Consider the following 14,446-nt stretch of genomic DNA (forward strand, 5'->3'; position numbering starts at 1 on the left):
GGCCGGTGTTCGGCTACGCGAAGCCGGTGCCCTACAACCCCCGCTACTTCAAGGATCCGCGCCGCGACGACGTTATCGTGGGCCTGGCCGGTCCGGCGGCCAACCTGGTCATGGCGGCGGTTGCGGGGGCGGTGGCCTGGGCCTTGTACCAGCCGGCTTTGAACGGTCTCATCGACAACGAGTTCTTCGCCTACTTCTATTTGATGTTCCTGCCCACCTTTGCGCTCATCAACTTGTTCCTCATGTTCTTCAACCTGCTGCCCATTCCGCCGCTGGACGGCTCGTCCATCTTCGCCATTCTCATTCCGGCGAAGTACCTGCCGAAGTACTATCAAATTCAGCAGTACGCGTTCCCCATCTTCATGATTGCCGTGGTGGTGGTTCCCTACGTGTTCAACTTCAACCCCTTCTCGTGGTATTTGGGGCTGACGGCGGGCAACTTGGGCAACCTGCTGTTCCCCTTCCAAATTTACTAGGAAGCGCGGAGCCTCATGTCCTACAAGGTACGTATCGAAAGCTTCGAGGGCCCCTTCGACCTGCTGCTTTACCTGGTCAGTCGCCAGAAGGTGGATATCGGCGCCATCTCCATCACCGAGATTGCCGATCAGTACCTCGAGGAAGTCTCGCGCATGAAGACGCTGGACTTGGACGTGGCCAGCGACTTCCTGCTGGTGGCATCCACGCTGCTGGAAATCAAGGCGGCCAGCCTCATCCCGCGCGAGCGCACCGATCTGGACGACGAGTTTGCCGAGCTGGCTCCCAGCGAGGCCCGCGACATCCTGGTCGACCGCCTTATGGAGTACAAGAAGTTCAAGAACGCCGCGACGGTGCTGCACAATCGGTTCTTGGCCGAGGGCCGCATGCATACGCGCCCCTTCGGGCCCGATGCGTGCTTCTTGGGGCTCATGCCCGACTTTCTGCGCGGCGTGTCCATCGATGCCCTGGCCTACCAGGCGGCGGCCGCCCTGGCGCGACGCGAGGTGTTCCTGTTGGAATCGGAGCACATTGCGGCGAAACCCATTCCCGTGGAGGTGCACGTGCGCGCCATCCACCAGCGCATTGTGAACCGCAAGCATTTGCGGTTCTCCGATCTGGTGAACGCCGAAACGCCCACGGAAGTGGTAGTCGTTACGTTCCTGGCCATTCTGGAACTTTACAAGCGCGTTATGGTGCGGCTGGAACAAGCGGAAGATTTCGGCGACATTGCCATCGACTACATCGAGGGTTCCGGCGAGCTTATCTTGGACGGCGATGACGCGCTGACCTCGGTGGGCGAGGGTTAGGAAACCGCATGGGCCGGGGCTTGGGCGCGCCGGTTCCCGAAGCCGGAAAGAGACAGTGAGAGGGACTATGTTCGAAGGATTGCAAGAGGATCAGCTCAAGGGAGCCGTTGAGGCCATGCTGTTCGTCACCGACGAGCCGGTGGGCACCATTACCCTGGCCGAGATGCTGGAGTGCGATGTGGCCCTGGTCGAGGCGGCGCTGGTGGAGCTTCGGGCCGATTTGGAGGCCCGCGGGTCCGGCATCCAGCTGCGCGAGGTGGCGGGTGGTTGGCGCCTGTTCACCCATCCGGCCTACCACGAGCTTATCGAGAAGTACGTCCTGTCCTGGGACACGCGCAAGCTGTCCGGCGCCGCCATGGAAACCCTGGCCATTGTGGCCTACCTGCAGCCGGTAACCCGCGCCTCGCTGGCGTCGGTACGCGGCGTGAACTCGGACAGTCCCCTGAACTCGCTGGTGGAGAAGGGGCTGGTGCGCGAAGTGGGCACCGCCGACACGCCGGGCAACCCCACGCTGTACGGCACTACTCGCGGCTTTCTGGAGAAGTTCGGTCTGCGCAGCCCGGCCGATCTGCCCGACCTGGCCGACTTCGCCCCCGACGAGGAAACGCGTCGCCTGATCACCGAGCGCTTGAGCGCCAGCCGCCAGGATGTGGGCGTTACCGACGAGCAGGCCCAGCTGATGGCCGGCGCCCTTATGGAGGCCGATCTGGCCGACCGTGATGGCGAGGCACTGCTGTTCGACGAGGAGACCTACGTGGGCCTCGACGCGGCCGCTGCTTCGCTGGCCGAGGCCGTGGCCCAGGAGCGTGCCGCCGCGGAGGCGGAGGCGCTCGATGGGGAAGCACCGACGGGCGACGCGAGCTCCGAGGCGCAGGTCGAGGACGCTTCCGTCGAAGCCGCCGAGCGCCAGCGCAAGGAGGAGGCCCTGTTTGCTCAGGCCATCGCCAGCACCTTGGGCGTCGTGGACAAGATCGACTTCGACAGCCTTACCTTCGAGACCGACGACGAGTAAGTGTTTCGTCCGTTCTGACGGAGCGGACGGACAGGCCGACGTGGCTCAACCGAAGGACACGTGGCCCCAAAGGTGGGGCGATCTGAAACGCGTCAGAGCCGCCTGCTGAATTTGCCGATTATGTAAAAGGGTGCTGATTGTGGAGATGAGACTGCAGAAATATCTGGCGCGGGCCGGCGTGGCCTCGCGCCGCCACTCCGAGGAGCTGATCGCGGCGGGGCGCGTCGCGGTAAACGGTCGGGCGGTCACCGAGATGGGCGTGAAGGTAACGCCCGGGGTCGATCGGGTGACAGTAGATGGCGCTCCCGTGGAGCTGCCCGTAGAGAACGTCACGTTGATGCTGCACAAGCCGGCGGGCTACGTGACCACCATGAGCGATCCCCAGGGGCGCCCCACGGTGGCCGAGCTGGTTGATGCAGGGGCCTACCCAGGGCTTTTTCCCGTGGGCCGTTTGGATACGGACACCACGGGGCTGCTGCTCTTCACCACCGATGGCGAGCTGGGCCACGGACTGCTGCACCCGCGCCATCATGTGACGAAGCGTTACGTGGCCCTGGTGGAAGGCGCTCTTTCCGAGGAACAGGCCACCTTGCTGCGAGCGGGTGTCGAGCTCGAGGACGGCCTCACGCTGCCGGCCGACGTGCGCATTCTTGCGGGAGAGGAGGCCCAGGCGGCCGCCCGTCTCATTGGCAGCGATGAGGCAGCGAGCGGCACGCGCCAGCGGCACGGCGGCAAGCGCAGCCGGGCGGCTTTGGAAGCGGACGGCACCTATGTGGAGGTGGGCCTGCGCGAGGGCCGCAAGCGTCAGGTGCGGCGCATGCTCGAGGCGGTGGGGCATCCGGTCATCGCTCTGCATCGACAGTCCTTCGGCCCCCTTGATCTGGCTGATCTTCCCCGCGGAGCCCAGCGCATCCTTACTGAGGAGGATGTGGCGGCGCTGCGTCAGGCGGCGGGCATCGAGGCTTAACCGGCGCCGAAAACTTCATAGCCTGCGTCTTCCGTTTATCGCAAATACCTATGGAAACCGCTCATTTTTAGTGGCGCGGCTTGGCGTGGCGCGCCTATAATACGCGCCAGAGAGGATACCGTTGCACCGGGGAAAGGCCCCGGGCGGCAGGATCGAAAGGAAGTAACTATGGCTGTTACTGTGTCTACGTGTCTCAAAATGAAGGCCGAGGGCAAGAGGATCTCCATGATCACCGCCTACGATTACACCACCGCGCGTTTGGTGGACGAGGCGGGCATCGACACTATTTTGGTGGGCGATTCGCTCGGCAACGTCATGCTCGGCCTGGGCGACACTGTTTCCGTAACCATGGAGGACATGATCCATCACTGCGCCGCTGTGGCGCGCGGCACCAAGAACGCGCTGGTCGTCTGCGATATGCCCTTTATGTCCTATCAGGCCAGCGTCTACGACGCGGTGGTGAACGCCGGCCGTCTCATGAAAGAGGGCCGCGCGAACGCCGTGAAACTGGAGGGCGGCGTAGAGGTGGCCGAGCATATTCGCGCCATCGTGAACGCCCAAATTCCCGTGTGCGCCCACATCGGCCTGACACCCCAGGGCATCAACGCCCTCGGCGGCTTCAAGGTGCAGGGCAAGACGGCCGATTCCGCTCGCAAGTTGCTGGAGGACGCCCATGCTGTGGAAGAGGCCGGGGCTTTCGCCGTGGTGCTCGAGGCCATTCCCGCCGCGTTGGCCGCCCGCGTGTCCGAAGAGCTGACCATTCCCACCATCGGCATTGGCGCCGGTGCTGGCTGCGACGGCCAGGTGCTGGTGAACCAGGACATGCTGGGCATGTTCCACGACTTCACACCGAAGTTCGTGCGTCGCTTCGCCGAAGTGGGCGACATCATGCGCGAGGCCTATGCGGAATACGACCGTTGCGTGAAGGACGGCAGCTTCCCGGCCGCCGAGCACACCTACGCCGCCCCCGAGGGCATTCTCGAGAGCCTGTAGGAGGCCGCCATGCAGCTGATTGAAACCGTCGCCGGCGTTAAGTATCAGGTGGCCGCTTGGAAGGCCGCGGGGCTGACTATCGGCCTTGTGCCCACCATGGGATCGCTTCACGAGGGCCACGAGAGCCTGATGGACGCCGCCCGCGCCGCTTGCGACAAAGTGGTGGTATCTGTGTTCGTGAATCCCTTGCAGTTCGGCCCCGATGAGGACTACGACAACTATCCGCGCGACATTGAGCGCGACAGCGCCATTTGCGAGGCCCACGGCGTGGACGTGGTGTTTCACCCTACGCCCGAGGAAATGTACGGTCCGAATTACAACACCTACGTGGTGATGGAGACCCTGACCGACGCCCTGTGCGGCGCCTCGCGGCCGGGCCATTTCCGCGGGGTGTGCACGGTGGTGAACAAGCTCTTCAACATTGCCCAGCCCGATAAGGCCTTCTTCGGCCAGAAGGATGCCCAGCAGCTGGCCATCATCAAGCGCATGGTGGCCGACTTGAATATGAATTTGCAGGTAGTGGGCTGTCCCATCGTGCGCGAAGAGGACGGTCTGGCGAAAAGCTCGCGCAACACCTACCTGTCGGCCGAGGAGCGCCAGGCGGCCTTGGTGCTGTCTCGGGCCATCTTTGCCGGCGAGCAGGCGGTGCGCGCGGGCGAGCGTAATGCGGACGCACTCAAGCGTCTCATGGGTGACATCATTGCCGCTGAGCCCCTGGCCCGCGTCGACTACATCGAGGTGGTGGACGGCGCCACGATGCAGCCGGTGGAGACCCTGGGGTCCTCGGTGCTGACGGCCATGGCCGTGTGCATCGGCTCCACGCGCCTCATCGACAATTTCATCTACGAAGAAGGGGAGTAACCCGTGCTGTTGAACGTGCTGAAGGGGAAGATTCACCGCGCCACCGTGGTGCAGGCCGAGCTGGACTACGTGGGCTCCATCACCATCGATCCGGAGCTTTCCGCGGCCGCTGGCATCTTGGAGTACGAGAAGGTGCAGGTGGTGGACATCGACAACGGCAACCGTTTCGAGACCTATGTCATCTCCGGTGAGCCGGGCAGCGGCATGATCTGCGTGAACGGCGCCGCGGCCCACTGCGTCGAGCCGAACCACAAGGTGATCATTATGTGCTACGCGCAGATGACTCCCGAGGAGTTCGCCGATCCGGCCAATGCACCGCGCGTTGTGTTCGTGGACGACGACAACCGCATCGCGCGTCTTACGCGTTATGAGAAGCATGGGCGACTGGAGGATATGGCCTAGAAAGTCTCCCGGGGGCGGGGCCACCGGGTACCCTGATTCGCTCAGACAGTCCTCGCTTTGGAGAACAGCCCACTGGGCTGTTCTCGTCGCTGCGGAACTCGCTCGGTCAGGGCACCCGGTGTCCCCGCCGGACTCTACTCTTGTTGAATTTCTGATGCCAATCCTTGAGAAGGGATTCTTATGAACGAAGTAAAACGAGTGGCTGTTGTGGGATTTGGATCCCTTGGGGCTATGTATGCGGGGTGCTTTGGACGCGCTATGGGGGCTGACGGAGTGTTTGTGGTGGCCGATGGGGCGCGCACGGCGGTGTACCGCAGCGAGCCGACGGTATTCAATGGCGAGCCCATTGCGGCTACCTATCTCACCTACGAGGAGGCGGCTGAGCAGGCGCGCGAAACGCCCTTTGATGTGGTGCTCTATGCGGTGAAGTACGGCGCGCTGGAGGAGGCCATGACCCAGAGTGCGCCGTTGGTGGGGCCGGATACGGCGGTAATCTCGGTGCTGAACGGCATTACCAGCGAGGAGGTGCTGGCCGAGCGCTTCGGGTGGGACCGAGTGCTCTTGTGCGTGGCTCAGCAGATGGACTCGCGCAAGGTGGGCTTCACGGTGACCGCTGGCTGCGTGGGCGTCATGGCCCTGGGCGTGCGCGATGCCGACGACCCGATTCAGCAGGCCAACTTGGCCCGGGTGACCGCGTGGCTCGACGCCATCGAGCAGCCCTACATTTGCCCTGAGGACATTCAACATCAGCTGTGGGGCAAGCTTATTTGCAATGTGGGCGTCAACCAGGCCTGCGCTGTCTACGACTGCTGTTTTGACGGCATCCACGAGGAAGGGGAGGCGCGCCAGGCCATGATCGGCGCCATGAACGAGGTGGCGGCCGTGGGGCAGGCCTGCGGCATCAACCTGACCGATGCCGATGTGGCCTACTGGCTCGATATCATCGACCACCTGAATCCGGCGGGACTTCCCAGCTTGCGCCAAGATGTGTTGGCCCGTCGTCCCACAGAGGTGGAGCTGTTCAGCGGCACCATTAATCGTTTGGGAGCAGCCCATGGGGTGCCGACGCCAGTGAACGAGCGTTTCTACGCTGCTATCAAGGATATTGAGAGCCGCTATTAAGATTATCGGGGCACGGATCGGGCGGTACGTGCCCCGATGTCGACCCAGTGTTTTCGCAGCTGCTGACAGGTTACGGTTTCATGACCTCTTCATATAAGTGTTAAACTGACGTGGGAAGACTGTAACTATTCTGCGAAAAAGGACCCGTCCGTGAACCGCAAGAAGACCATAGGCATCATCGCTGTCGCCGCGGCGGCTATGATCATTGCGGTCTGTGTGTACTTGATGCAGCTGTCTTCCACGGTGGCGGGGAACCTCATGGACTCCGTCGAGGAAATATCCCGTCACGATGTCGAGACCATCGAGGGCTCTCTCGACGATTCCTATGCGCGCCTCGGCTCGGTGGCCGACCGCATGACGGTCTACGACGTCAACAATGTTCACGAGGCCCAGGAGCAGCTGAATCTGGAAGCGGCTTCGTCGGCCCTGTTCAACGCCATCTACCTGCTGGCCGACGACGGTACGCTCTACAGCAGTTCCTATGTGCGCATCGATGCCGACGCCCATACCTACGACGAGCTCATGGCCGACGGCCGCGAGCATTTCGTCATGCTCTACGACGATGCCAACGGCAAGTTGGAAACCACCAAGGAGTCGCTCATCTTCGGCATTCGCCTGGAGCCGCTCGTCATTGGCGACCGCACGTTTGTGGCTATGCTCGGCCGCAGCGACTTGTCTGCCATCTCCAACCAGCTGGTCATCGAGAGCTTTAACGGTGAGGGCGTTTCCAGCGTGGTGAACTCGCAGGGCTACTATATTGTGAGCGCCAGCCCTGCCACCGATTTGGATGGCCGCGACAATTTCTACGACACGCTGGAAGCGGGGCGCATCGAGGACGGTGTGACCATTCAGGACGTGCGCCAGAATATCGCCGATGGCAAGGACTTCGTTATCAACTGCGTGACCGCCAACGGGGAAGATCTGGTCATGAGCTTTGCTCCCGTGGAAGGCACTTCCTGGTCGTTCATTATGGCGGTGCCCACCGAGGTGTTCGACGAGCGCTTCGCCCCGTTCATTACCATGACGGCGGGTATGCTGGGCGCCATGGTGTGCGTGGTCACCATTATGCTGGCTCTCATCTATCGCTTCATCAAGCAATCGATGCAGGCCCAGGCTGAGGCCGCGGCCCGCACTGAGTTCCTTTCCAACATGAGTCACGAGATTCGCACGCCGCTCAACGGTATCATCGGCTTGAATCACCTGATGGAGCGCCATCTGGATGATCGCGAGGCCATGGCGGGCTACGTGGGGAAGCTGGGCAAGGCCGCCCAGTATCTGCTGTCACTGGTCAACGACATTCTCGATATGTCGAAGCTGCAGGCGGGCAAGGTAGAGCTGGTGCATGAGCCCTTCGACGTGCGGGCGCTTATCGACAACGTGTGCCAGATGCAGCGCGAGCCCATGGCTGATCGCGGCATCCTTTTCGATCTGACGGCAAAGAGCCTGCCCCGTCCGTTCCTGGTGGGCGACGAGGTGCGCATCAGCCAGGTGCTCATGAACATCCTATCCAACGCGGTGAAGTTCACCCCGCCTGGCGGTACCATCTCGATGAATGTGTCCCAGACGGTGGTGGCGTCGGGGCGCCAGGCCACCACGACCATCTCCATTGCCGACACCGGGTGCGGTATGACCCCGGAGTTCCAAGCCCATATCTTCGATGTGTTCACCCAGGAGCGCAATCGCAATAGCGAGAGCCAAAAGGGGACGGGCCTGGGCATGTCCATCAGTCATTTGCTGGTGGAGCAGATGGGCGGCCTACTGAAGGTGGAGAGCGTGCTCAACGAAGGCTCGTGCTTCACCATGGTAGTCACGCTTCCCATCGATCCGGCGCACTTGGATGACGTGCCGGAAGAGGCCGGCGAGGTTGAGGGGCTGACTGACAGCGAGGGTGCGACTGCCTTTGGGGAAGTGCAGGCTTCGACAGGCGAAGTCGCCGCCAGTGCGGCCCTGGGTGCTGGTGCGCCGGCAAATGCTGATGCCGTCGACCCAGGAGCGAACGCGCCGGGAGGCACCGGTGCCGCGGACGCGGGTGCCCCGGAAGGCCCCGTCCAGCTGCTGGTGGCGGAAGACAACGAGCTGAACGCCGACATTATCTCCAGCATCCTCACGGAGGAGGGCTACGCCATCACCATTGCCGAGAACGGCGAGGAGGCGGTGCGCGCTTTCGAGGCGTCGCCCGAGGGCTTCTTCGCCGCCATCCTCATGGATGCCCAGATGCCCGTGATGGACGGCTACGAAGCCGCCCGCGAGATTCGCGCCCTTAAGCGCGCCGATGCCAAGACCGTACGCATCTTCGCCTGTACCGCCTCAACCTTTACCGAGGATCGCAATCGTGCCCTGGAAAGCGGCATGGACGACTTCCTAACTAAACCGCTCAATGTTACGGTCATGCTGCAGAAGCTGCAGGCCGTCAAGGAGGAGCTGTCATGACAACGTTTGACCAGATGCTCGCTCGTTCGCTGACCCGTCGCTCGGCGGTGGCTTTGGGCGCGGCGACGGTAGCGGCATCGCTGCTGCCCCTTTCGGGTTGCTCGTCCTCTTCAAAGGATGTCGTGCATCTGGTGGTCAAAGTGCCCCGCACCGGCCATGACGTGGTGTTCGATGAGGATATTAGCCAGGTGGAAACGGTCATCCAGGCTATGGTCGACGATTTCGTCGCCACCTACCAAGGGGCGCCCGTTGAAGCGGAAGTGGTGGTGTTCGAGCAGAACCAGTACGACGATGCGGTAGTGGGCAGCTTCGATACGGCGAAGGCCCCCGATGTGCTCTATGGCGACTACTTCAACATGTCCACCTATATTCACACCGGGCGCGTGGTGCCCCTTGACGACATCGTGACGCCGGCGATTTGGGACGACATTTTCGAGCATTTGTGGGCGATGAGCACCGTCGAGGACCGCATCTACATGATGCCTTACCTGTCGCGGCAGAACGTGCTGGCCTACAACAAGCAGATGTTCCGCGACGCCGGGCTCGAGTGCTCTATGGCCGACGGCGAGATTACCGCCTGGTCCTTGGACGAATGGACTGAGATTCTGGACGCCCTGGCGGCCAGTCTGCCCGAGGGCAGCTTCCCTATGATGATGTACGCGGGCAGCTCCCAGGGCGACACGCACATCATGACGCTGCTGCGCTCGGCCGGTTCGTCGTTCTTCGATCGGGACGGCCACTTCAACCTGTCCACGCCCGAGGGCATTGCGGCGCTGCGCTGGATTCAGGACGGCGTGAACCGCGGCTGGTTCCCGCCCCATGCGGAAAACCTGGAGATCGAGGATTGCTCCAGCCTGTTCAAGAACAACCAGCTGGGCATCTACATGGTGAACAACGCCTCCATCGGACGCTACGGCGACACCATCGGCTTGGTGAACTTCCCGGGCCCCGATGAAGATGGCTGCGCCACCACCTTCGCCTCGGGCTTCGAGGTGTTCGACAACGGAGACCCCGAGAAGATGCAGGTGGCGAAGGACTTCATCTCGTTTGTGTACGGCAGTGAGAAGTGGCTCGACTACGCGGCGGGCACCCTGCCGGCCTCGAAGGCCGTTTCGGAGCGCTATGGCGATCAAATTCTCGCCTTCGACCTGTTCCGCGAGAACGCCGACAACGTGGTGGACTTCACGGGCAACAACCCCGACACCCGCGCCGTGCGCGAGGTGTTCTACCCCTGCATCCACGACCTGCTCATGGGCAACGCCACCCCGGAGGAAACCGCCGAGAAGATCGACAACCTCTGCAACCAGGCCATCGACGAGGGCGTAGCCACCAGCACGTTGCACGAGTAGGGGAGGCGGCTCACTCGCGGTCTGGGCGACGGGGGTGCGACGGCGTTGCGGCTGGGTTGCGTCCGCGTTGCGACTGGCACCTCCAAGCGCTGGCCAATGTGGTACTATTCCCCTGAGAGAAAAACGCATCTGTTCTGCTTGAACGTCTGTCGTTAAGGAGCATCGTGCCTTACCCCGGAATTTTGTCACGGGGGGGGGGTGCTCAATGAAGAGCATCTCCCACTGCATGAATTAGCCCGAAGCGCGTCCCGCGCTTCTCTTTTTGCGCACATTTCCGGCTTCGCGGTCCCTTTAATTTATGCGCTTCAAAACTTTTTCAAACAGCCTGCGCCATGGTTTACCCGCGTGGGCGCCTTGGCGTGCCCTGAAGTGCCAACGGGGTGTCAGTATCAATTTGTTGCGCAACTGAAAATGGCTCTGACATGGGAGAATTTTTCCAGAGAAGGAGACATTGTTGCGCAGCGAAAGTTCCCCGCCTTGTGCAGGGTGAAGGGCCTTCGCTGCTCCTTTGAAGGAGGCTCCCATGGTCGCTAAGTCAGCCACGCGTAAGGACGGATCGCTTTCGCGGGAGCACTTCATGCTGCGCGAGCTGCGCCTGGTGGCGCGCCTGCGCTTCGACGGCGCCACTGACGAGGAGATCGTGGCCGCCGCCGTTGATGACAACCTGTTCCAGTATCCCACCACCACCGAGGCGGCCCGCGTGGCCCGCACCATGCTGCTGCGCCTGAGGTCGTTGCACGACGAAGGGCTCGTGGGCCTTGCCGCCCGCGGCCCGAAGGAGCGGGCGGCGCAAATCAACCTCTACGCCATGATGCGCGTCTACCCGCTGATGGCCGCGTTCATGACCGAGGAGATCGCTCCGCGCCTGAGCACGCTGGACTACAGCCTCACGCGCGCCGACATCAACGCCTTCCTGGCGCGCTACCAGGCAACCCATGCCGACGCGGCCGGGTGGAGCGAGTCGACCTTCAAGCGCATCGGCGGCGTGTTGATGGAGGCGCTGTACGAGGCGGGCTATCTGGCCGCGCCGCGCTCCGAGGAGCTGCTGCCGTTCATGATGGACCCCTGCCTGGAGGACGCCATCTACCGCAACGGCGACGCCGCGTGGCTGCCGGCTTTCAACGAAACGGAGGTGTGCTAGCCCATGGGTTCCCCTTTCGCCCTGCAGCAGGCCCGCGAGGAATTCGCGGCCCGGGCCGAGGTGCTGCGCGCTCGCCTGGCCGACCCCGACTTCCTGGCGAACCGGGGCCTCGGCAACGAGGTGGGTATCTACCTGTTCTGCTACGACCCGGCCCTGGAGCTTGAGGCCCGCGACCTGTTCGCGCACCTGGTAAGGGAAAGCGAGATGGGGCAGCTGCCCTGCCGGCTCATCGAGCGGAACCTCTACGACCTCATCTGGTCCATCTGCGAGGAGCGGCGTATCGACGGCGCCGTGGCGCGTATGGAGCAGCGACGCGGTACCCAGGCTCTGATCGACCAGCTGCGCAAGACCGTCTCGGCCGAAGCGGTGGCCTCGGCTATGGCCTACGAGCCCCACGAGCCGGGAGACGTGGTGTTGGTCACGGGCGTGGGCGAGACCTATCCGCTGCTGCGCGCCCATGTGCTGCTGGACAACATCCAGCACCTCTTCGCCGACGTGCCCCTGGTGGTGGCCTATCCCGGGCGCTACGACGGACAGTCGCTCTGCCTGTTCGCGGGGGCGGCCCAACGGGGCCTGGAAGATGGCAACTACTATCGCGCCTTCAATTTGGTATAGGCGCCCAGAACTAAGAAGAAGTAACGAAGGAACGTAAGGAAAGGCCCGCTATGCAGATCGGCAACTTGTTTGCGAAGGATATCAACCGCTCCATCAACGGCGTCATCAAGGTGGCCCAAGACGATACGGCTTCCATGCGCCAGGAGCTCTCGGAATACGTTATCACCCACGAGCTGCAGCGGCACTTCGCCAGTTTCTTCGACTCCTACGATCGCGCCATCGACGTGCCCACCGACAAAGTGGGCGTGTGGATCTCGGGCTTCTTCGGCAGCGGTAAGTCTCACTTTCTGAAGATGCTCAGCTACCTGCTGTCGAACAAGGTGGTGGACGGAACGCCGGCCATCGAGTTCTTCGACGGGAAGGTGGCCGACCCCATGGTGGCCAGCCGCATGCGCCGTGCTACCGAGGTGACCTGCGAGACCATCCTCTTCAACATCGACTCCAAGGGCGGTCACTGGAAGGGCGGCGCCGAGGCGAAAACAGCGCTGCTTCTGGCCTTCGCCCGCGTGTTCTACGAGCATCTGGGCTTTTACGGCGAGGACTTGCGTCTGGCCCGCATGGAGCAGTTCGTGGAGAGCCAGGGCAAGACCAAAGAGTTCCGCGAGGCCTTCGCCCGTATCAACGGCGGCGACTGGCTGGCCGACCGCGCCGAGTACGTGTTCTTCGAAGACGACGTCATCGAGGTGATGCAGGAGGTGCTGGGCATGAGCCGCGAGGCCGCCCAGCACTGGTTCGACGGTACTGAAGGCGCCACGGTGTCTCCCGACCGTCTGACCGATGAGATTGCCGCCTATGCGGCTCGCCGCGCCGAGGAATGCGGCGGCCAGTTCCACCTGCTGTTCATGGTGGACGAAGTGGGCCAGTTCATCGGCGGCGACGTGAACCTCATGCTGAACCTGCAAACCCTGGTGGAGGATTTGGGCGCGAAGTGCGCGGGTCGGGTGTGGGTGATGGTCACCAGCCAGGAGGCCATCGACGAGATTACCAAGGTGGCGGGCAACGACTTCTCGAAGATCCAGGGGCGTTTCAACACCCGCCTGTCGCTCTCGAGTTCCAGCGTGGACGAGGTGATCAAGCGCCGCGTGCTGGACAAGACGGACGCCGCCCGCACGCTGCTTTCCGATGAGTACGAGGCCCAGTCCGCCGTGCTGAAGAACCTGTTCACCTTCGAGAACAGCCAGGGCGACCTGAAGGGCTACAGCGGAGCCGCGGATTTCGTGGAGGCCTATCCCTTTGTCGACTACCAGTTCAAGATTCTGCCCAGCATATTCGCGGAAATTCGCAAGCACGGCAACTCCGGCAAGCACCTGTCCGGCGGCGAGCGCAGCATGCTGTCGGGCTTCCAGGAGGCCGCGCAGAAAATCCAGGAGCGCGACAATACGGCCCTGGTGCCCCTGTGGCGCTTCTACGACACCATGGCCCAGTTCCTGGAGCACGGCATTCGCCAGGTGATCAACCGCGCCGCCGAGGCGGCCGAGGCCGATGAGGGCCTCACGCCGGGCGATGTGGAAGTGCTGAAGACCCTCTACCTCATCTGCTACCTGAAGGACATCAAGCCCACCGTGGGCAACATCGCCATCCTCATGGTGGACGACATGAACGCCGACAAGGTGGTGCTGCGCGAGGCGGTGAAGGGATCGCTCGACCGTCTGGTGCGCGAGAACTACGTGGGACGCGACGGCGACATGTACCGCTTCCTCACTGACGAGGAGCAGGACGTGGCCCGCGAGATTGCCCATACTTCGGTTGATTTGGCGGCCATTACCACCGAGATGCAGAAGATCGTCTACGGCAATCTGTACACCCAGCGCAAGTACCGCAAGGGAGCCAACGACTTCCCCTTCGACCCCTATGTGGACGATGCGCTCTACGGTGCTTCCCAGGGCGGTATGAAGCTGAACGTCATTACGGTGGGCCACGAGCTTTCCGGAGCCGACGACGGCACTCTGGCGCTGAAGTCTACCGAGCAGGCCCTGGTGGTACTGCCCGATGCCGACAGCAGCTACTTCGACGCTCTGCGCAACGCCGCGCGCATTAAGAAGTACGTGAGCACGAAGAACGTGCAGGCTCTCCCCGAGACCACCCAGGCCATTATTGCGGGGAAGAACAAGGAGGCCACGCGCAACAAGAAGGAGGCGGCCGAGCGCTTCGAGGAGGCGCTGGCGAACGCCCGCGTGGCAGTGAACGGCCGCGTAGTTGAGCTGCGCGGGGCCCGCACGGCCAAGGCGGTGCTCGATGGGGCGCTCGATGAGCTGGTGAGCTCGGTGTTCA

At 62.8% G+C, this 14,446-nt stretch carries 13 protein-coding genes; all 13 read left to right on the top strand.

Annotation, left to right across the window (positions count from 1 at the left end; all coding sequences use genetic code 11):
- On the top strand, positions 1–476 hold a 476-nt coding region (locus tag QZ307_RS08760; RefSeq protein WP_295998763.1), incomplete at its 5' end, for a site-2 protease family protein.
- Between the two features lie 15 nt (positions 477–491).
- Positions 492–1,283: a segregation/condensation protein A gene (locus QZ307_RS08765; RefSeq protein ID WP_295998766.1), complete on the top strand. Its 792-nt coding sequence runs from the start codon at positions 492–494 to the stop codon at positions 1,281–1,283.
- 67 nt (positions 1,284–1,350) lie between these two features.
- Positions 1,351–2,295, top strand: coding sequence for an SMC-Scp complex subunit ScpB (gene scpB, locus QZ307_RS08770; protein ID WP_295998770.1), 945 nt, complete (start codon positions 1,351–1,353; stop codon positions 2,293–2,295).
- Between the two features lie 145 nt (positions 2,296–2,440).
- Positions 2,441–3,262: a pseudouridine synthase gene (locus tag QZ307_RS08775; RefSeq protein WP_295998773.1), complete on the top strand. Its 822-nt coding sequence runs from the start codon at positions 2,441–2,443 to the stop codon at positions 3,260–3,262.
- Positions 3,263–3,430: 168 nt separating this feature from the next.
- On the top strand, positions 3,431–4,255 hold the full coding sequence (gene panB, locus QZ307_RS08780; RefSeq protein WP_295998777.1) for a 3-methyl-2-oxobutanoate hydroxymethyltransferase: 825 nt from the start codon (positions 3,431–3,433) through the stop codon (positions 4,253–4,255).
- Between the two features lie 9 nt (positions 4,256–4,264).
- The gene (gene panC / locus QZ307_RS08785; protein WP_295998781.1) at positions 4,265–5,116 is read left to right on the top strand and encodes a pantoate--beta-alanine ligase; all 852 of its coding nucleotides are present in this window, start codon (positions 4,265–4,267) and stop codon (positions 5,114–5,116) included.
- A 3-nt stretch (positions 5,117–5,119) separates the two neighbouring features.
- Complete coding sequence (gene panD / locus QZ307_RS08790; protein ID WP_275207487.1) at positions 5,120–5,518, top strand: aspartate 1-decarboxylase; 399 nt, start codon at positions 5,120–5,122, stop codon at positions 5,516–5,518.
- Positions 5,519–5,698: 180 nt separating this feature from the next.
- Positions 5,699–6,640 (top strand): ketopantoate reductase family protein, encoded by a 942-nt coding sequence (locus QZ307_RS08795; protein ID WP_295998786.1) that lies wholly within the window; start codon positions 5,699–5,701, stop codon positions 6,638–6,640.
- Between the two features lie 150 nt (positions 6,641–6,790).
- Complete coding sequence (locus QZ307_RS08800; protein WP_295998788.1) at positions 6,791–9,070, top strand: hybrid sensor histidine kinase/response regulator; 2,280 nt, start codon at positions 6,791–6,793, stop codon at positions 9,068–9,070.
- Complete coding sequence (locus tag QZ307_RS08805; RefSeq protein ID WP_295998791.1) at positions 9,067–10,419, top strand: extracellular solute-binding protein; 1,353 nt, start codon at positions 9,067–9,069, stop codon at positions 10,417–10,419. Before QZ307_RS08800 ends, QZ307_RS08805 begins: the two co-directional genes overlap by 4 nt.
- 523 nt (positions 10,420–10,942) lie before the next feature.
- Positions 10,943–11,560, top strand: coding sequence for a DUF1819 family protein (locus QZ307_RS08810; protein ID WP_295998794.1), 618 nt, complete (start codon positions 10,943–10,945; stop codon positions 11,558–11,560).
- A 3-nt stretch (positions 11,561–11,563) separates the two neighbouring features.
- Positions 11,564–12,175, top strand: coding sequence for a DUF1788 domain-containing protein (locus QZ307_RS08815; RefSeq protein ID WP_295998796.1), 612 nt, complete (start codon positions 11,564–11,566; stop codon positions 12,173–12,175).
- Between the two features lie 50 nt (positions 12,176–12,225).
- Positions 12,226–14,446, top strand: a 2,221-nt coding sequence (gene brxC, locus QZ307_RS08820) for a BREX system P-loop protein BrxC (protein ID WP_295998799.1), incomplete at its 3' end; no start/stop codon positions are given.

The sequence above is a fragment of the uncultured Adlercreutzia sp. genome (assembly GCA_910585575.1).
Classification (GTDB): Bacteria; Actinomycetota; Coriobacteriia; order Coriobacteriales; family Eggerthellaceae; genus Adlercreutzia.

Bases quoted from the DNA above. Each gene is read 5' to 3' on its own strand.
- QZ307_RS08765 (WP_295998766.1), top strand. From the start codon at position 492: ATGTCCTACAAGGTACGTATCGAAAGCTTCGAGGGCCCCTTCGACCTG.
- scpB (WP_295998770.1), top strand. From the start codon at position 1,351: ATGTTCGAAGGATTGCAAGAGGATCAGCTCAAGGGAGCCGTTGAGGCC.
- QZ307_RS08775 (WP_295998773.1), top strand. From the start codon at position 2,441: ATGAGACTGCAGAAATATCTGGCGCGGGCCGGCGTGGCCTCGCGCCGC.
- panB (WP_295998777.1), top strand. From the start codon at position 3,431: ATGGCTGTTACTGTGTCTACGTGTCTCAAAATGAAGGCCGAGGGCAAG.
- panC (WP_295998781.1), top strand. From the start codon at position 4,265: ATGCAGCTGATTGAAACCGTCGCCGGCGTTAAGTATCAGGTGGCCGCT.
- QZ307_RS08795 (WP_295998786.1), top strand. From the start codon at position 5,699: ATGAACGAAGTAAAACGAGTGGCTGTTGTGGGATTTGGATCCCTTGGG.
- QZ307_RS08805 (WP_295998791.1), top strand. From the start codon at position 9,067: ATGACAACGTTTGACCAGATGCTCGCTCGTTCGCTGACCCGTCGCTCG.
- QZ307_RS08810 (WP_295998794.1), top strand. From the start codon at position 10,943: ATGGTCGCTAAGTCAGCCACGCGTAAGGACGGATCGCTTTCGCGGGAG.
- QZ307_RS08815 (WP_295998796.1), top strand. From the start codon at position 11,564: ATGGGTTCCCCTTTCGCCCTGCAGCAGGCCCGCGAGGAATTCGCGGCC.